Origin of the sequence: Lacticaseibacillus jixianensis (assembly GCF_003946485.1) — a bacterium.
Taxonomy (GTDB): Bacteria; Bacillota; Bacilli; order Lactobacillales; family Lactobacillaceae; genus Lacticaseibacillus; species Lacticaseibacillus jixianensis.
Genome location: NZ_RHOJ01000028.1, coordinates 1 through 16,717 on the forward strand (window position 1 = coordinate 1; position 16,717 = coordinate 16,717).

Below are 16,717 nucleotides of genomic sequence, written 5' to 3' on the forward strand. Positions count from 1 at the left end.
AAACGACCGAACTATCCAGAAATATTCTGGTAGAACGGTCGGCCTTTTTTTGCAGCTTCGATTTATGTCTCAGCCACATTTTGGGGTAGCGGTGCGTGACTGACTAGAGGGTCTTGAGCTGGCCGCGGAACGCAGCCGGCGTGGCGTAGCCCTGCTTGGCCATTTCTGCCTCAAGCTCGGCCGTCAGCCGCGTGAAGGCGCTGATGCCTTCCGTGGCAAGAATGCTGCCTAAGGAGACCAGGTTGGCCCCGCACAAGATCAGATCGTAGGCGTCGCGGCCCGAGGTGACGCCGCCGGTCCCGATGATGCCGATGTCTGCGCGCAGCCGCTGGCGGAAGGCGCGCACGTTCGCCAGGGCAATCGGCTTGGCGTACTGGCCGCCGATGCCGCCGAAGCCGCCCTTGGGCCGAATGGCTGCCGTGTCAGTGGCCGGATCGATCCACAGCCCGTTGCCGAGGCTGTTGATCGAGTTGATGAACGTGAGCGGATACTGGTTAAGAAGCGCGGCCATTTGATCGAATTGAGCAAGGTCGAAGTACGGCGGCAGCTTGACCCCGGCCGCCTTTTTGAACCCCTTGAAGATGGCCGTGAGGATCTCCTGGGTCGTCTCAAAATCGTAGGCGATCTGCGGCTTGCCTGGGACATTCGGGCAGCTCAGGTTGAACTCCGTGAGACCGGTGAACCCACTGGCCTGGATCTTCTCCGCCAGCAGGGGAAAATCCGCCGGCTTCATCCCGGCCACCGAGAGAAACATGGTCTGGCCCGGATGGCGCGCTTGGAACGCCGCCGCATAGTCGAGGTAGTAGTCGATGCCTTTATTGGGCAGCCCCATCGAGTTGATCGTGCCCAGTTCGAGGACCGCAAAGCGCGGCTCCGGGTTGCCCGTGCGCGGCTCAAGGGTGCCGGTTTTGGTGACGAGGGTGCCGGCGGGACTAGCCGCGACCTCATCGAGCTCCGCGGCGGTCATGCAGTGGACGCCGCTTGCGTTCATGAAGACGTTCGTGAACGAGTGATCGCCGAGTGTCGTTTGCAAACTTACCAAAATGATTCCTCCTCGTGGCCATTGTCTTGTCGTCCCCCTATTTAACCACAGAATAGTCATCTTGCCTATCTGGGAGGCAAATACCCCAGTCCTTCGGCAAAGGCACGGTGGCCGAGGGGCTGGGGTGAGTGGGGTTAAAGAAGGGCATTGACGGCCAGGCTGGCGAGGACTAGACCCGCCGTAATCAGGCAGAGCCGGCGGGGCAAGCGCGGATCGCGACTGAGCAGCATTGCCAGCAGCCACCACACCAGGGCCAAGACCGCCACTGCAAGGCTGAGCAGAAAAACGCCGAACAGCGCATTGCCCACCGGGTGCTGCGCGCTCATGCGCTTGGATCCTGGGCGTGGTACGTCGTCAGGTGAGCCAGCTGGCCGGCCATGCGGCGAATTTCATCAGGCGGGGCCTGAGGCAGGGTGAAGTGCATTTCCATTTTGTGGGGATCGAAGTCTTCGGTCGCCGAGACCAGCGAGTAAAAGACGTTTGGGTCCGGTTCGTCATCTGGGAGGGAAGTCAGCGTGTAGGCCGACAGCAGCGCAGATTTCTTAGGTAGACTGAGTAAAAAGTTGGCCAGTACGCGATAGCAGTAATACACCGTTTCCTGATAAGTGGTGCCCCGAGCTGTCAGGTCAGGCATGTTCACAAACTGGATCAGGTAACCGTCAGGCGTTTTCTCATTGCGTGCCGCAAAAAAATAGCGGCGAGTCGCCTTGGCCATAACATCGCATCCTCTCAATTTCTCTCTTAACATTATAACACGGTTAAAAACCGCCGCAAGAATATTTGAGACTTCTCATCTTGTTATCCGATCTAAACTTTCTGGACGGAAAATTGGTGGCCATGCTTGCAAACCCCGGATTCGCCGGCTATAATACTGATTGTTGTTGCGGTTGTAGTTTAGTGGTAAAACTTCAGCTTCCCAAGCTGACGTCGCGAGTTCGATTCTCGTCAACCGCTTGATAACTGGTGCTCTTAGCACCAGTTTTTTTCAGGCTTAGAAGCAGAGGAAGGTAATGTGCCGTGTTCAGTGAGGCTGCGGGGGTGTGAGCAGCTGACGGCCTAGCCGGCGCGCTGCCGAGCCCAAATTGAATAATGAGTGGACATTTCAGTCAACAAGAGTGGTACCGCGGGGGAACTCGTCTCTTTCAATTTCAATTGAAGGGGACGAGTTTTTTCTCGCAGAAAGGAATGCAGACAATGGATTTCAAACAAAATGTGATCGAGGCACTCAGCACGGCAATCGGCCAGGACCTGGATCAGGCCCGCATCGCGCAGCTGGTCGAGCAGCCCAAAGACGATAAAATGGGGGATTACGCGTTTCCAACGTTCGCGCTGGCCAAGGTCTTCCACAAGGCCCCTCAGCAGATCGCCCAGGACCTGGTGGCAAAGATCGACGCCACCCCGTTTGAGCAGGTGGTCGTCAAGAGCGGCTACGTCAACTTTTTCCTCGACAAGGTCAGCTTTGCGAACGCGGTGTTGACCACGATCGCTCAGGATCCGGCCCATTACGGCGACCAGCAGCTCGGCACCGGTAATGTGCCGATCGATATGAGCAGCCCGAACATCGCCAAGCCGATGAGCATGGGTCACTTGCGCTCGACGGTCATCGGCAACGCGCTGGCCAACATTTTAAAGAAGACCGGCTACACCCCGATCAAGATCAATCACCTTGGCGACTGGGGGACCCAGTTCGGCAAGCTGATCGTCGCTTATCGCAAGTGGGGCAGCGAGGCTGACGTCAAAAAGGACCCGATCCACTACCTGGTCGAGTACTACGTCCGCTTCCACGAGGAGGCCGAGACGCAGCCCGAGCTGGACGAAGAGGCCCGGGCCGTCTTCAAGCAACTGGAAGATGGCGATCCGGAAGTGCACAAGCTCTGGTCCTGGTTCCGCGAGGAGTCGCTCAAGGAATTCAATCGGATCTACAAGGAACTTGGCATCGAGTTTGATTCATACAAGGGCGAGGCCTTCTACAACGACAAGATGGACGCGGTCACCGATGCGCTGGCCAGCAAAGGCCTGCTGAAGGAAAGCCAAGGCGCCGAGATCGTGGACTTAAGCAAGTACGACCTGAACCCGGCCTTGATCCGCAAGTCCGATGGCGCCACGCTCTACATGACGCGCGACCTGGCCGCGGCCATCTACCGCCATGACCAGTACCACTTCGTTCAGAGCCTGTACGTGGTCGGCGGGGAGCAGCGTGAGCACTTCCAGCAGCTCAAGGCCGTCTTAAAGGAAATGGGCGATGACTGGGCGGACAACATCCACCACATTCCGTTTGGCCTGATCACGTCTGGCGGCAAGAAGCTGTCGACGCGCAAGGGTAACATCATCTTGCTGGAGAAAGTGCTCAAGGACGCCGTGGCCCTGGCCAAGCAGCAGATCCAAGAAAAGCACCCTGACCTCGCCAATGCCGACCAGGTCGCCCATGAAGTCGGCGTCGGCGCGGTGGTCTTCCATGACCTCAAAAACGAACGGCTGGACAACTTCGACTTCAACCTGGAAGAAGTCGTGCGCTTTGAAGGCGAGACTGGCCCATACGTGCAGTACACCAACGCGCGTGCCAACAGCATCCTGAAGAAAACCAGTCAGCAGCCGGTCGCCGAAGTGGCGCTGACGGATCCGGCGGCATGGCCGGTGCTCAAGGCGCTTAGCGATTACCCGAACGTCATTGCCCGTGCACTGCGCGAGTACGAACCGTCCGTGATCGCCAAGTACGCGCTGCGCCTGGCCAAGGCGTTCAACCAGTACTACGCGAACGTCAAGGTGCTCGTTGACGACGCGGAGCTGCCCGCGCGGCTGGCCATGGTCCAAGCGGTGTCAACGGTCTTGACCAGCGCGCTGCACCTGCTGGGTGTCGGCGCGCCGGCAGAGATGTAAGCCAGGAGGCAAAGCCATGAACAAATCTGAACGCCAGGCGGCAATGACCAAGATCATTAACTCACAGGTGATCAGCACCCAAGACGAGCTGCTGGCAGCCCTTAAGGCGGCCGGCATCGAGGCCACGCAGGCCACCATTTCGCGCGACATTCGCGAGATGCAGGTGGTCAAGGCCCAAGACGCCACGGGGCAGGTGCGCTACACCATTTTCCGCGGGGACTCGCAGTCCCAGCTGGAGCGCCTCAGCAACTCCATCCGCGAGGTGGGGCTGTCGATCACCCAGGTCCAGTTCATGAACGTGATCAAGACCCTGCCGTCGAACGGCAACCTGATGGCGGCGATCATTGATGATATCGGCTTCTCACAGGTGGTGGGCACGCTGGCCGGCCACGACACGATCGTGGTGATCAGCCCTAGTGAGGCCGACGCCACCTGGTTCAACACGCAGTATCAAAACGCGTTTATTCAGTGAGCAGAGGTTTGACCCGGTGATTGAGTCAAGTCACCTCGGCGCGTTCCAACAAACACACAGGCGCCCCTGCACCGCGATTCGAGCTGCGAGAATCGTGGTGCAGGGACGCCTGTGTTTTAGGCACAACCCGCTTGCTGGTTAAAACGGGGCCGGCGCGGTGACGGTCAGGACCTGGCTGCTGAAGGGGCGAACGAGCGTCAAAGCGCTGGCGTGAAGCATCAGCCGGGCCGCCGGGCGTCCGCCGTACAGCGGATCGCCGATAATGGGATAGCCGAGGTGGGCGAGGTGGACGCGCAGCTGGTGAGTCCGCCCGGTTTCAAGCGTGAGGGCGAGGCGCGCTGTCGCCTTGGTTTCGGCGATCACCCGAAAGTGGGTGACAGCGGGAAGGCCGTCTTCTTGGACCATCCGCTTGCGCTTGTCCGCCGGGTCCTGGCCGATCGGGGCGGAGATGGTGCCTACTGCTGGCAGGCCGCGCGGCACCAGGGCGGTGTAAGTGCGGGCGGCGGTTTTGCTGGCCAGCTGCTGATTCAGGATGCCCTGGCTGATCGGGTCCTTGGCGATCAGGGTCAACCCTGACGTCAGCATGTCGAGGCGGTGCGTGATGTACACCGGCCTGGGCGCCAGGTAGCCGGCGGCCGCGTTCATCAGCGTGCCGCCTTCGTCTGGCCGGTTGGGGTGCGGCTTTTGGCCCGCCGGTTTGGCGACGATGAGCAGCGCGGCGTCCTGGTAAACGATCTGAAGCGGTAGGGCTTCGGGCCGGTAGTAGTCCGTGCCCGGGGCGGTGAAGCGCAGGGTGACTGGTTCCCCTGCGGCCACCGGCGCGTTGAAGTGGCGGTAGGCTCCGGCGATCAGGACCCCTTGCGTGCGGCGCAGCGTGGCGATCCAGCCCTTGGGCACCCGCCAGGCGTGAAGCAGTGCGCGCACCGAGGGCGCGGCGATGGCAGTGGCGTGCAATTCGAAATCAGGCATGACGCCCTCCTTGATTTTGGGTTAAATCCGGCGCAAGGCCGAATCGAGGATTTTTTCATTATGCTAAACTAGTCACATGTTTAAGAAAGGGGGACCACCAGATGAGCGGTTTATGGGCTGCCGTGCGGCCGCAGCTGGCTAAAGCCGGCCGCGGGATCGCATGGTTTTTCCGGCGGTTCCAGGTGATCCGCTGGGTGATCCTGATCGGGCTGACTGGCGTGCTTGCATTGTCCACGTGGTTCACTTACAAGGCCAAGACAGCGGACGTCCAAGACATCAAGAGCAGTCTGCAGACCAAGACGACGATGTACGACATGAACAACCAGGTCGCGGGCGTGCCGTACGGCCAAAAAGGCACGTACGTCGATCTGGATCAGATCTCCTTGAACGTGCAAAACGCGGTGATCTCGACCGAGGACCGCAGCTTTTACACCAATCCTGGGTTTGACATCAAGGGCATTGCCCGGGCGCTGCTTTCATTGGTCATCCACCGCGGGCAGATCACCGGCGGCGGCAGTACGATCACGCAGCAGCTGGCCAAAAACACGCTGTTGTCGCAGCGGCAGACGTTTCTGCGCAAGGGCCAGGAGATCTTCCTGGCGGTGCAGTTGACTCGAGTCTACTCTAAAAAAGACATCCTGACGATGTATCTGAATAACGCCTACTTCGGCAATGGGGTCTGGGGCGTGGAAGATGCGGCCAAGCGCTACTTCGGCAAATCAGCGAGTCAGCTGACCGTCGGCGAAGGCGCGACCCTGGCCGCGATGCTTCGCAGTCCCAGCTATTATAACCCGATCGACCACATGGACAACGCCATCGCGCGGCGCAACCTGGTCCTTTCGCTGGAGCAGGAGAACGGCAAGCTGACCGCTGCCCAGGTCCAGGCGGCCAAGGCGACCACGTTGACCCTTAAGGACACCTTCACCGCAGACAGCGGCCAGAAGTACCCGTACTTCTTTGATTCGGTCATCGAGGAGGCCTACAAGGAGGACGGCATCTCCCAGGATGCGATCGTGAACAAGGGGTATCGCATCTACACAACGCTGGATCCCAACTATCAGCAGGAGATGCAGGCCGCGTTTGACAACAGTGACGCTTACCTGCAAAATGCCGCGGACGGGACCAAACCGCAGGCCGCCTCGATCGCCGTTGACCCGGCGACCGGTGCGGTACGCGCGGTGGTCGGCTCGCGGGGCCCGCACGTTTACCTGGGCTTTAATTACGCCACACAGCTGAAGCGGCAGCCCGGGTCCTTGCTCAAGCCGCTGATGGTGTACACACCGGCGCTGGAGAACGGCTATTCTTACGACAGCGAACTCACCGACAAGAAGCTCAGCTACGGGAAAGAGCACTACACGCCAACCAACGACACCGGCACTTACGCCGGGACGCTGCCGATGTACAAGGCACTGGCGGATTCCACCAACGCCCCGGCCGTTTGGCTGCTCAACCAGATCGGGATGAGCAAGGGCGTCGCCAGCCTGAGCCGCTTTGGCATCACCTTGGGCAAGAAGGATCAAGATCAGTTGGCCTCGGCTCTAGGCGGCGTCGCTTACGGCTTCTCCCCGCTGACGTTCGCCCGGGCGTATTCGGCCTTTGCCAGCGGCGGTTCGCTGCCAAAGACCCACTTCATCCGCAAGATCGTGGACGCCACCGGCAAGACGGTCGTGGACAACCAGCCCAGCAGCAAGCGGATCATGAAAAAGAGCGTGGCCACCGAGATGACGAGCATGATGATCGGCGTCTACAACGAAGGTACCGGGCAGACGGCCAAGCCGTACGGCTACACGATCGCCGGCAAAACCGGGACCGTCGAGACCCCGCCGAGCTGGGGCAACGGGCTGGGGGCGAAGGACTCCTGGGTGGTTGGCTACACGCCCGACATTGTGGTCGCGACCTGGGCCGGCTTTGCCAACACGGACCAGACTCATTTCCTGCAGCCGGGCCAAGGCGCCCAGAAGCTTTTCCGCCAGGAGATGACCAACATCTTACCAGCAACCCCGCAGACGAAGTTCACCACGACGGACGCCAGCGCCCGGGCCAGCCTGCAGACGCCCAATCAGACGAACGGCGGGGATGACCTGTGGAACAACATTCAAAGTGGCATCCAAAATGGGGTCGACGCGGCCAAGAATACGGTGTCGGAGTGGTACAATGGCATCAAAGGTTTGTTTGGTAATTAATCTAGAAAAATGAGGTGCCACATGGCAAACGTATACGACAGCGCCAACCAAGTTGCGGCTGACCTGAAGCAGAGTCAGCAGTTCCAGGATCTGAAGAAGAGCTACGACATGCTCAAGCTGGACACGATGGGTTACGCCCTGTTCCAGCAGTTTCAAAATCTCCAAATGTCGCTGCAGCAAAAGCAGATGGCCGGCCAAGAAGTGAGTGAGCAAGACGTTCAGCCGCTTCAGGACCTGTCCGCGAAGATGCAGAACATCGATGCCATCAAGGATCTGATGGCCAAAGAGCAGGCGATGTCCACGGTCATGGACGACCTGAACCGGATCATCTCCGCCCCGATCGCCGAGCTCTACCAAAGTGCAGACCAGCAGTCTGACGCCAAGTAGGTGAAAAGCACGCCGCGCTTTGGCGTGTTTTTCGTCGTTTATGGGGGCGGCGCGCAGTAGAATGAAAGAAACATTGCCAAGAAAAAGGTGGAAAAATGGCAAAGCAAATTTTTGATTACGAAAACGAGCAGGAGATGAAACTGCCGCTCCTGGTCAAGGGCGCCGAGGTGCGTGTGGCCAAAAACGGGAAGAAGTTCATCGCCTTCACGTTCCAGGACCCGTCCGGCCACATCACCGCGAAATTCTGGGACGCCTCAGAGGACGATATCGCCCAGTACGCGCCGGGCGTGGTGGTCATGCTCTCTGGCAAACGGGAGCTGTACCAGGGCAAGCCGCAGATCAAGATCTACACGATGCGGCTGGCGACGCAGGAGGAGGGCAATAAGCCCGAGGACTTCGTAGAGCACGCCCCTGAGTCCAAAGATGACATGGGCGAGGAGCTCAACGACTTCATTTTCCAGATCACCAACGCCAACTGGAATCGCATCGTGCGCCGGCTGCTCGCCGACCACAAGCAGGCGTTTTTGACCTATCCGGCCGCCAAGTCGAACCACCACGCCTTCGCCGGGGGGCTGGCTTTTCACACCCTGAGTATCCTGCGCCTGGCCAAGGGGGTCGCGGCCCAGTATTCGGCGGTGAACAAGTCACTGCTGTTTGCCGGTGCGATCCTTCATGACTTGGGCAAGACCATGGAGCTTTCTTCCGCCGTGTCGACGGATTACACGATGGAAGGCAACATGATCGGCCACATCGTGCTGGTCGATGAAGAAATCGTGCGGGTGGCGCAGGAGCTGAAGATCGACATCCACCAAGAGGACATGATCATGCTGCGCCACGTGGTCCTTTCCCACCATGGCCTGCTGGAATACGGGTCGCCAGTGCGGCCCGAGCTGCTCGAAGCGCAGATCCTGCATGACCTTGATGAGCTGGATGCGGAAGTCAATATGCTTTCCACGGCCTATCAGCACGTGGATCCCGGCACCTTCACGGAGCGCCTGTTCGGGATGGACAACCGCCGCTTCTACCGGCCAACCAATGGCCAAACCTACCCGGATCCCAAATAAACCACGGACCGCCTGAAAAGGCGGCCTTTTTTACTTTTTCGGGCTGAAAAGAAAGCGCTATACTATAGACGAACTTATAGGAGGTATTATATGGTCAATTCATGGTGGCAAGAAGCAGTCGTGTACCAGGTTTATCCGCGTTCGTTTCAGGATAGTGATGGTGATGGGATCGGTGATCTGCGCGGGATCGAAAACCGCCTGGATTACATCAAGCAACTGGGAGCCACGGTCATCTGGCTGAATCCGATTTACGCCAGCCCTAACGATGATAACGGCTACGATATCAGCGATTACCAGGCGATTCAGCCGGATTTTGGCACGATGGCGGCGTTTGACCGCTTGCTGAAAGCGGCGCACCAGCGGGGGCTGAAGCTCGTGATGGACCTCGTGGTGAACCACACCAGCGACGAGCATCACTGGTTCGTGGAAAGCCGCAAGAATGCCACTAATCCGTACAGCGACTACTACGTCTGGGCCGATCCTGTCGATGGCCATGCGCCCACCGATTGGGAGTCGAGCTTTTCCGGCCCGGCGTGGCAGTTCGATCAGGCCCGCGGGCAGTATTACCTGCACCTCTTTTCCAAAAAGCAGCCCGACCTTAACTGGCGCAATCCCGCCGTTCGCCATTCCGTGTACGACCTCATGCGTTTCTGGCTGGATAAGGGCATTGATGGCTTCCGCATGGACGTCATCAACATGATCGGCAAACCGGAGGCCTTTGGCCCGGATGCGCCATACCCCATCAACTTGCCGCAGGTGCAGGACTACCTGAAGGAAATGAACCGCGAAGTGCTGAGCAAGTACGACATCATGACCGTCGGCGAGATGCCCGGCACCGACCCGGCGCTGGCGCGCGCGTACACGGGGTTTGACACCCACGAGCTGAACATGATCTTCCAGTTTCAGCACATGGGCGTGGACCTCGACCCCAAGTTCGGCAAGTGGGTCCACCATCCCTTCAAGCTGACCACGCTGAAGGCCATCATGGACCGCTGGCAGCTGGGGCTTGACGGCCACGCCTGGAATTCACTTTACTGGAACAACCATGATCAGCCGCGGGTCGTTTCTCGGTTTGGCAACGACGCCCCTGAGTTCCGTGAGCGCTCCGCCAAGATGCTGGGCGCGGTGCTCCACTACCAGCAGGGCACCCCGTACATTTACCAGGGCGAAGAGCTGGGGATGACGAATGACGCGGCGCTGACCAAGCTGAGCGATTACCGCGACATTGAAAGCCTGAACGGCTACCACGAATGGGTCGACGAAAAACACGCGCTGACGCCAGCACAAATGCTGACGGGCTTGCAGCACGGCTCGCGCGACAATGCGCGGACCCCAATGCAGTGGGACACCGAGCCTAACGCCGGGTTTGCGCCGGCAGGGGTCACCCCCTGGATCGGGGTCAACCCGAATTACCTGACGATCAACGCGCAGCAGGAGGTTCGCGATCAGAACTCCGTCTTCAACTTTTACCGGCAGATGAACGTGTTGCGGCAGGAGAACCCGATCGTCACTTACGGTGACTACACGCCGCTTGCTCAAGACGACGAGCAGGTGTGGGCTTACCAGCGGCACTACGAGGGGCAGACGCTTACGGTGGTCGCCAACTGGACCCAGGATCTGCTCACCCGGGACTGCGCGGCAACTGCCGGCGAGCTGCTTCAGAGTAATTACCCGGATGACTTAGGCGAGACCCTGCGGCCGTATGAGGTCAAAGTCTACTTGAAGTAGGATGCACCAGAAAGGCACTGGCGGTTGACCGCCAGTGCCTTTTGTTCGCCTGAAACCGGGATTGGGGAAAACTCAATCGGCGGGTGCGCACCTAGGCTAGCCATTCCGCTAAGTGCGCGAACTCTGCGCATCTTATATAAAAAAGCCACCCCGCCTGCGGGGTGGCTTGGATAAGCTAATTACTTGGCAGAACTGCTGGAGCCGAGGTAGACAGACAGGACGTTCTTCAAATCGTTGTCCTTGATGCTGACGTCAGCCTTGGTCAGGACCTTCTTGATGATGCCGGTCATGATGGTGCTGTCGCTTTCCCAGCTGGTGTAAAGCTGGTCGGTCAGTTCCTTCTTGTGTTCCTTCATCGTGCCGCGCGCCGGGATCTTGATGGCGCGGATGATGTGGTAGCCGTAGCTGGTCTTGACCGGCGTGGTGGTGTAATCGCCGTCTTTCTTCAGCTTGAAGGCCGCCGCCTTGAAGGTCGAATCAAGGCTCGTGTCGGTGTTGTCGAACGGATCGAGCTTACCGGCGTTAGACGCGGTAGCCGTATCCGTGGAGTACTTCTTGGCAAGCTTCTTGAAGTTTGCTTCGGAGTTGTCCTTCTTCAGGGTGTTCAGCACTTCGGTTGCCGTGGCTTCCTTGGCCACAAGAATGTGTTGCACGGTGATCTTTGGCTCGTACTTCTTCCACTGGGCGTCCAGCTGCTTGGTCGTCGGCTTCTTCAGGTCCTTAAGCGCGGCTTCGGAAAGCAGGGAGGTCTTGATCTGGTCCTTGAACGTCTTCGTGGTCAGATTGCTTTGCGCCAGGGCGCTTTCGAAATCTTGGCCCGCGTCGGTGTATGACTTCTTGACCTTGTTAAATTGCTTGTTGACGGCTTTGGTCGAGGCCGCCTTCGGGTACTGCTGCTCGAGGGCCTTCGTGACGATCATGTTACGCAGGGTGTCTTCACCGCCGCTGCTTGAGGTCTTCATTTGGTTGTAATACTCGTCCTTGGTGATCTTGGCGCCTTTCATGTTGGCAACCGTTGCGCTACTGCTGGAGCAACCAGCAAGGGTCAGCGCGAGTAAGATGCCGGCAACGCCGGCGATCCATTTCTTCATAAATAAACAGCCCACTTTCAATGTGATTTGATTTACAGCACGGGGTCTAATATAACACAGACCGCGCCGCTGCGCCTGATGTTCGCAAAACCTTCATAATTTGGGCGTGGCGGTTTGATCCGGTGCGGCAGCCTCAGGGGCGTTCTCATCGGCCGAGTGCGCGTCGTGATTGATTTCGTCGATGGTGCTGGCGATGTTATCCAGCTGCGCCTGAAGGGCCTTGCTGTGGGCCTCGGTTTGGAACTGGAAGTCGGTCACTTCGGCGGTGATGTCTTTCACTGTTGGCTGCAGGGTCTCCTTGATCTCTTTTTGCAGGTCTGCTAAGGCACTGCCCAGGCGCTTCACGGCATGCTGAACGTCTTCCGTGGCGCCGGTGACGTCGCGCGAGTAGTTCGCCAAGGACTCGATGCGCTGCGGACCGCTTTTTTTGGTGGTGAGCAGGGCGTACATGGTGCCGCAAGTGGCACCGAGCAAGAAGCCAGTCTTGAATTTAGCCATTAGTCTTGCACCTCCTGGCGAATTTTCTGCGCGATGGCTTGCAGATCCTGATTAGTGTAGGCGGCGGTGTGATCGCCGAAATGAATGCTGAAATCATCGTCCTCGCCGAACCGCGGGATCAGGTGGATGTGGGAGTGGAAGACGCTTTGGTAGGCGACTTCACCATTATTGTTGAGAATATTCATGCCCTTGATCCGCGGGTCCGCTGCCTTGATCGCGCGCGCTAGCTTGGGCACCCGGGCAAAGACGGCTTGGGCCAGCGCCTCGTCGTAAGCGAAGATATCAGGGATGTGCCGCTTCGGGACCAGCAGTGTGTGGCCGGGGGTCGCTTGGGAGATGTCCAAGAAGGCGAGGACTTGGTCGTCTTCGTAAACCTTCACACTGGGGATCTCACCGGCAATAATCTTGCAGAAAATGCAGTTTTCATCCATATTCTTTTCCCTCTTTCATCAACGTTTAATCTGCTTCCATGCTATCATAGAAGGCACACAGAAGGTAACTTTAGAGCAGAAGGAAGAAGGCTGGACATGACACTGACGTTAGCGCATGTCACCGGCGGCTATGGCAGCCTGCAGGTGATCAAGGATCTGAATTTTACCGTAGCAGACGGGACGGTGGTCGGCCTGATCGGGTTGAACGGGGCCGGCAAGTCCACGACGATCAAGCACATCATTGGCCTACTCACGCCGCAAAAGGGGACCATCACCATTGATGGCCACACTTTGGCGGAAGATCCGGACGGCTACCGTCAGGCGATCGCGTACGTGCCGGAAACGCCGGTCCTCTACAGCGAGCTGACGCTGCGCGAGCATCTGGAGCTGACTATGATGGCCTACGGATTGGATCAGGATCAGGCGTGGGCGCGCGCGACTTCGATGCTCAAAAAATTTCGGCTGGATAATAAGCTTGATTGGTTCCCGGCGAAGTTCTCTAAGGGGATGAAGCAGAAGGTGATGATCGTGGCGGCCTTCATGACCGACGCCAAGCTTTACATCATTGACGAACCGTTCACCGGCCTGGATCCGCTGGCGGTGCATGATCTGCTTGACCTCGTGCAAGCCAAAAAGGCGGCGGGGGCGTCAGTGCTGATGTCCACTCACATTCTGGCCACTGCCCAACAGGTCGCGGATGATTTTGTCCTCCTCAAAAGCGGCACGGTCAGGGCCACCGGTGATTTGGCGGCCCTGCGCCAGGACTTCCAGCTCGAGGCGACGGCCAGCCTGGACGCGATCTACATGGCCATGACGGAGGAACAGTAATGCGCAAGCTTTGGCAGACGCGGCTGCGGCGTCATCAAAAGACTCAATTTAAATACTTACGCCTCGTGTTCAACGATCATTTTGTGCTCGTGCTGCTGATTCTGTTTGGCGCGCTGCTGTACGCCTACAGTCAGTGGATCAAGGCAATGATCATTCCGGCGTGGTGGCTGCGGCCGGCGCTGGCTGCAGTCCTGACGGTGCTGCTGGGGTTTGGCAGCTTTGCCAGCCTGAGCGAGCCCGCCGACGCGACGTTCCTGCTGCCGCAAACGACGGCGTTTGCGGGTTACCTGTTTAAGGCGCGCCGCTATTCACTCCTCCTTCCTGGGGTAGTGGCAGTGCTGGCGGCCGCCGCAAGCGTGCCGCTGCTTCAGGTGTGGGGCATTGACCCGCTCACCGGCGGGCTCACCTTGGCGGCCGCGCTTCTGCTGCTGAAGGACCTCGACTTGTGGCTTCAGCTGATCGATCATTACGGGGTGCCGCGCCCGGCGTGGCTGGCCCGCCTGCCGCTGTTGGCGGCTGCGTTCGCGGTGCTGCTGCTGGGGCTGTTCACCCATCCCGCCTTCGCCATGGTCATTGCCTTGGCGCTGAACCTCGGGTTTCGCTGGGTGGTGCTGGCGAGCCGCTTTGAGCCGGCCACCCTGGACTGGAGGGGGCTCAGTGCGGCCGAGGCCAAGCGCATGGATCGGCTGTACCGGTTCTACAACCTCTTCACCGATGTGCCGGGGCTGAGCGCGGGGGTGCACCGCCGCAAGTGGTTGGACCCGGTTCTGCCGCTGGTCCGCAAAACCACGGCGCACACCTGGGCCTATCTCTACTTGCGCGGGTTTCTGCGGCAGACGACTTACCTTGGCCTGTGGGTGCGGCTGCTAGTGGTGGGGGCAGTGGTGCTTAGCCTGATTTCGACCTGGTGGCTGGCGGCGCTTTTGGCCGCGTTGTTTGTTTACCTGGTCGGCTTCCAGCTGCTGCCGCTGGCCTTCGCCTACAGCGAGATGGTCATGGCCCGGCTTTATCCGGTGCCGGCCAGCCAGCAGCGGGCGGCTTTTCAGCACCTCACCGGCGCGTTGCTCGTGATTTTTGCCGTGCTGCTCACCGTCGGTCCGCTGCTCGCCGGCCACTGGCTGATCGCGCTGAGTGCGGGGGCGGCGGGGCTGATCCTCGCCATCGCCTTTGCCGGCTGGTATTTGCCGTATCGGCTCAAGAAAAAACCGTTGTTGCCGGCTTGACGGGCATTGCGGCCGTTATGTAAGATGAGCTTAGCTGATTAAAATATCTGTAGCCTGAAGGGGCTGCCGCAAGGGAGGCAGCGGCATTGTTCGATTTAGAACCCGGCTGGTCGCTGGAGCCGATCGGCGGCACGACCGGTGGCGCGTTCATGGGCGTGTACGCCCACGAGAAATTCTTTTTAAAACGCAATGCGTCCCCATTTTTGGCGGCCTTATCAGTTGAGGGCATTACGCCCAAGCTGATTTGGACCAAACGCATTGCGACCGGTGATGTGTTGACGGCGCAGGACTGGGTCAACGGCAAGACCTTGACCCGCCAGCAGATGAACAGCCTGATGGTGGCCGAGCTGCTGGCCAAGGTGCACAACTCTGTGCTGCTGCGGCGCATGCTGAGAAAAGTGGGCGGCAATCCGCAGACGCCTCAGCAGTTGTACGCCCAGTACGTCGCAGGGATCCCCGCAACGCTGCGCCAGCACCCCCTGATCCAGGCCACCATTGCCGCGCTCAAGGCGATGCCTAGTGCTGCCCCGATGCGGGTCTGCCACGGCGATTTAAACCACAAGAATTGGCTGCTGTCAGATTCTCAGAAGCTGTATCTGGTGGATTGGGATCAGGCTAGCCTGGGCGACATCGCGTTTGACCTGAGCGTCGTGTTGATCAATTACGTTCCTCGCGAGCAGTGGGGGACTTGGCTTCACGCATACGGTGCGGAGCTGACGGCTGACCTGCACGAGCGGATCATGTGGTACGGGCGCCTGCATCTGTTGCACGAGGTTGAAGGCAGGTTTACCGCGCAGCGCTACACCGAAATGAATGAGGCGCTGACGCAGCTGCAACAGCTCAACCAAGCTTAACGAACAAAGGACCGCGCATCGTTGCGCGGTCCTTGCCGTGAAAAGGAGAAATTTATGCGATTGAGAAACAAACCGTGGGCTGCACCGCTGATTGCCGCCCATCCGGAGTACATCAGCGTGCGGCCCGAAGGCATGCCCGGACACTGGCAAGAACACTTTGCTCAGGACCAGCCCCTATTCTTAGAGGTGGGCTCCGGTAAGGGACAGTTCATCACTGAAATGGCCAAGCAGCACCCCGACCAGAATTTTATTGCGCTCGAGATCCAGGAGGTCGCGATCGCTTACATCCTGCGCAAGCAAGTAGCGCTGAAGCTGCCGAACCTGCACCTGATCTTGGGCGATGGCGCGGATCTGACCACGTACTTTGCCCCGGGCGAAGTCTCCGGCCTGTTTCTTAACTTCTCCGATCCGTGGCCAAAAAGCCGCCACGAGAAGCGCCGGCTGACCTACCAAAGCTTTCTGGCGCAGTACCAGGCGATCCTGCCGCAGGGCGGGCGCCTTCAGTTCAAGACTGACAACCAGGGCTTGTTTGAATACTCACTGGTCAGCATGAATAACTTCGGGCTGCATTTCGACCTGGTTGCGCTTGACCTGCACCACGACTCCCGGGTGGCTGACAACGTCGAAACGGAGTACGAGCACAAATTTGCCAGTCGCGGCGGGCGGATCTATGAACTGGTGGCGACGTTTCCGAAGGGGTGAGGAAAACATGCAAAGTCGCTGCGTGTCGGGCTAAGTGCGCGAACACTGCGCACCTGAACTGGGCTCCGGGTCGACAACGCCCGAGCGCCCAACTACGCCGTAAGCCTCGCCGCCAAAGTTCAAGCGGCAATGCTTACGGCTAGGTTGGTCGTCGGGCTAAGTGCGTCGACCCTGCGCACCTTAACTGGGCTCTGGGTTCGCAACGCGGGAGCAGGTAGCTACGCTCAAGCCATCGTCGGCAGAAAACGCCGACAATGCCGTGAGCTATGATCAGCTTGTAGCGCACAGCGCGTACAGGCTGACATGCGTAGCGGCTAGCCATCCCGCTAAGTGCGCGAACCCTGCGCACCTTAACTGGGCTTCGGGTT

General features: G+C 59.1%; 17 protein-coding genes and 1 tRNA gene. 11 read left to right on the forward strand and 7 right to left on the reverse strand.

From position 1 onward, the window contains the following. Nucleotides 1-103: 103 nt before the first annotated feature. The 3 genes from EKM85_RS09730 to EKM85_RS09740 form a co-directional block, all read right to left on the reverse strand. Entirely contained in the window at nt 104-1,042 is a 939-nt protein-coding gene (locus EKM85_RS09730; protein ID WP_164510742.1) for a dihydroorotate oxidase, read from the reverse strand. A 134-nt stretch (nt 1,043-1,176) separates the two neighbouring features. Then, the gene (locus EKM85_RS09735) at nt 1,177-1,368 is read right to left on the reverse strand and encodes a hypothetical protein (protein ID WP_125586400.1); all 192 of its coding nucleotides are present in this window, start codon (nt 1,366-1,368) and stop codon (nt 1,177-1,179) included. After that, nucleotides 1,365-1,757, reverse strand: a complete 393-nt coding sequence (locus tag EKM85_RS09740; RefSeq protein ID WP_125586402.1) for a hypothetical protein — start codon at nt 1,755-1,757, stop codon at nt 1,365-1,367. The genes EKM85_RS09735 and EKM85_RS09740 overlap by 4 nt, the downstream gene beginning before the upstream one ends. A gap of 168 nt (nt 1,758-1,925) precedes the next feature. Here EKM85_RS09740 and EKM85_RS09745 point away from each other — a divergent pair. The 3 genes from EKM85_RS09745 to EKM85_RS09755 all read left to right on the forward strand — a co-directional run bounded on the left by EKM85_RS09745 (nt 1,926) and on the right by EKM85_RS09755 (nt 4,391). After that, a tRNA-Gly gene (locus tag EKM85_RS09745) sits at nt 1,926-1,996 on the forward strand. Nucleotides 1,997-2,236: 240 nt separating this feature from the next. Continuing rightward, on the forward strand, nt 2,237-3,919 hold the full coding sequence (gene argS / locus EKM85_RS09750; RefSeq protein ID WP_125586404.1) for an arginine--tRNA ligase: 1,683 nt from the start codon (nt 2,237-2,239) through the stop codon (nt 3,917-3,919). A 16-nt stretch (nt 3,920-3,935) separates the two neighbouring features. Beyond that, nucleotides 3,936-4,391, forward strand: coding sequence for an arginine repressor (locus EKM85_RS09755; protein ID WP_125586406.1), 456 nt, complete (start codon nt 3,936-3,938; stop codon nt 4,389-4,391). Nucleotides 4,392-4,529: 138 nt separating this feature from the next. Here EKM85_RS09755 and EKM85_RS09760 read toward each other — a convergent pair whose 3' ends face one another. Next, nucleotides 4,530-5,360 (reverse strand): RluA family pseudouridine synthase, encoded by an 831-nt coding sequence (locus EKM85_RS09760; protein ID WP_125586408.1) that lies wholly within the window; start codon nt 5,358-5,360, stop codon nt 4,530-4,532. Nucleotides 5,361-5,461: 101 nt separating this feature from the next. Here EKM85_RS09760 and EKM85_RS09765 point away from each other — a divergent pair, with 101 nt between their 5' ends. From EKM85_RS09765 to EKM85_RS09780, 4 genes are all read left to right on the forward strand, one after another. Beyond that, on the forward strand, nt 5,462-7,543 hold the full coding sequence (locus EKM85_RS09765) for a PBP1A family penicillin-binding protein (protein ID WP_125586410.1): 2,082 nt from the start codon (nt 5,462-5,464) through the stop codon (nt 7,541-7,543). 21 nt (nt 7,544-7,564) lie between these two features. Then, entirely contained in the window at nt 7,565-7,930 is a 366-nt protein-coding gene (locus EKM85_RS09770) for a YlbF family regulator (protein ID WP_125586412.1), read from the forward strand. 95 nt (nt 7,931-8,025) lie between these two features. Then, nucleotides 8,026-8,994, forward strand: coding sequence for a 3'-5' exoribonuclease YhaM family protein (locus EKM85_RS09775; RefSeq protein WP_125586414.1), 969 nt, complete (start codon nt 8,026-8,028; stop codon nt 8,992-8,994). Nucleotides 8,995-9,084: 90 nt separating this feature from the next. Continuing rightward, complete coding sequence (locus EKM85_RS09780) at nt 9,085-10,722, forward strand: glycoside hydrolase family 13 protein (RefSeq protein WP_125586416.1); 1,638 nt, start codon at nt 9,085-9,087, stop codon at nt 10,720-10,722. 179 nt (nt 10,723-10,901) lie between these two features. On the opposite strand, the gene EKM85_RS09785 is transcribed toward EKM85_RS09780, so the two are convergent. The 3 genes from EKM85_RS09785 to EKM85_RS09795 all read right to left on the reverse strand — a co-directional run bounded on the left by EKM85_RS09785 (nt 10,902) and on the right by EKM85_RS09795 (nt 12,742). Beyond that, nucleotides 10,902-11,813 carry a peptidylprolyl isomerase gene (locus EKM85_RS09785; protein ID WP_125586418.1) on the reverse strand — a complete coding sequence of 304 codons (912 nt, stop codon included), beginning with the start codon at nt 11,811-11,813 and terminating at the stop codon, nt 10,902-10,904. A gap of 93 nt (nt 11,814-11,906) precedes the next feature. Then, nucleotides 11,907-12,311, reverse strand: a complete 405-nt coding sequence (locus EKM85_RS09790; protein ID WP_125586420.1) for a YtxH domain-containing protein — start codon at nt 12,309-12,311, stop codon at nt 11,907-11,909. Next, nucleotides 12,311-12,742, reverse strand: coding sequence for an HIT family protein (locus EKM85_RS09795; protein WP_125586422.1), 432 nt, complete (start codon nt 12,740-12,742; stop codon nt 12,311-12,313). Before EKM85_RS09795 ends, EKM85_RS09790 begins: the two co-directional genes overlap by 1 nt. Before the next feature lie 96 nt (nt 12,743-12,838). On the opposite strand from EKM85_RS09795, the gene EKM85_RS09800 reads away from it, so the two are divergent. The 4 genes from EKM85_RS09800 to trmB all read left to right on the forward strand — a co-directional run bounded on the left by EKM85_RS09800 (nt 12,839) and on the right by trmB (nt 16,349). Continuing rightward, a complete protein-coding gene (locus EKM85_RS09800) occupies nt 12,839-13,570 on the forward strand; it encodes an ABC transporter ATP-binding protein (RefSeq protein WP_125586424.1) in 732 nt (243 codons plus the stop codon). Next, the gene (locus EKM85_RS09805; protein WP_125586426.1) at nt 13,570-14,793 is read left to right on the forward strand and encodes an ABC transporter permease; all 1,224 of its coding nucleotides are present in this window, start codon (nt 13,570-13,572) and stop codon (nt 14,791-14,793) included. The genes EKM85_RS09800 and EKM85_RS09805 overlap by 1 nt, the downstream gene beginning before the upstream one ends. A gap of 86 nt (nt 14,794-14,879) precedes the next feature. Continuing rightward, entirely contained in the window at nt 14,880-15,647 is a 768-nt protein-coding gene (locus EKM85_RS09810; protein ID WP_225418980.1) for a phosphotransferase family protein, read from the forward strand. A 54-nt stretch (nt 15,648-15,701) separates the two neighbouring features. Beyond that, nucleotides 15,702-16,349, forward strand: coding sequence for a tRNA (guanosine(46)-N7)-methyltransferase TrmB (gene trmB / locus EKM85_RS09815; RefSeq protein WP_125586428.1), 648 nt, complete (start codon nt 15,702-15,704; stop codon nt 16,347-16,349). Nucleotides 16,350-16,717 lie beyond the last annotated feature (368 nt).

What these genes read in the sequence shown, in the direction of transcription:
- EKM85_RS09760 (WP_125586408.1), bottom strand. Translation starts at nt 5,360, where the DNA reads ATGCCTGATTTCGAATTGCACGCCACTGCCATCGCCGCGCCCTCGGTG.
- EKM85_RS09800 (WP_125586424.1), top strand. Translation starts at nt 12,839, where the DNA reads ATGACACTGACGTTAGCGCATGTCACCGGCGGCTATGGCAGCCTGCAG.
- EKM85_RS09735 (WP_125586400.1), bottom strand. Translation starts at nt 1,368, where the DNA reads ATGAGCGCGCAGCACCCGGTGGGCAATGCGCTGTTCGGCGTTTTTCTG.
- EKM85_RS09775 (WP_125586414.1), top strand. Translation starts at nt 8,026, where the DNA reads ATGGCAAAGCAAATTTTTGATTACGAAAACGAGCAGGAGATGAAACTG.
- EKM85_RS09740 (WP_125586402.1), bottom strand. Translation starts at nt 1,757, where the DNA reads ATGGCCAAGGCGACTCGCCGCTATTTTTTTGCGGCACGCAATGAGAAA.
- EKM85_RS09770 (WP_125586412.1), top strand. Translation starts at nt 7,565, where the DNA reads ATGGCAAACGTATACGACAGCGCCAACCAAGTTGCGGCTGACCTGAAG.
- argS (WP_125586404.1), top strand. Translation starts at nt 2,237, where the DNA reads ATGGATTTCAAACAAAATGTGATCGAGGCACTCAGCACGGCAATCGGC.
- EKM85_RS09790 (WP_125586420.1), bottom strand. Translation starts at nt 12,311, where the DNA reads ATGGCTAAATTCAAGACTGGCTTCTTGCTCGGTGCCACTTGCGGCACC.
- EKM85_RS09755 (WP_125586406.1), top strand. Translation starts at nt 3,936, where the DNA reads ATGAACAAATCTGAACGCCAGGCGGCAATGACCAAGATCATTAACTCA.
- trmB (WP_125586428.1), top strand. Translation starts at nt 15,702, where the DNA reads ATGCGATTGAGAAACAAACCGTGGGCTGCACCGCTGATTGCCGCCCAT.
- EKM85_RS09805 (WP_125586426.1), top strand. Translation starts at nt 13,570, where the DNA reads ATGCGCAAGCTTTGGCAGACGCGGCTGCGGCGTCATCAAAAGACTCAA.
- EKM85_RS09780 (WP_125586416.1), top strand. Translation starts at nt 9,085, where the DNA reads ATGGTCAATTCATGGTGGCAAGAAGCAGTCGTGTACCAGGTTTATCCG.
- EKM85_RS09785 (WP_125586418.1), bottom strand. Translation starts at nt 11,813, where the DNA reads ATGAAGAAATGGATCGCCGGCGTTGCCGGCATCTTACTCGCGCTGACC.
- EKM85_RS09765 (WP_125586410.1), top strand. Translation starts at nt 5,462, where the DNA reads ATGAGCGGTTTATGGGCTGCCGTGCGGCCGCAGCTGGCTAAAGCCGGC.
- EKM85_RS09795 (WP_125586422.1), bottom strand. Translation starts at nt 12,742, where the DNA reads ATGGATGAAAACTGCATTTTCTGCAAGATTATTGCCGGTGAGATCCCC.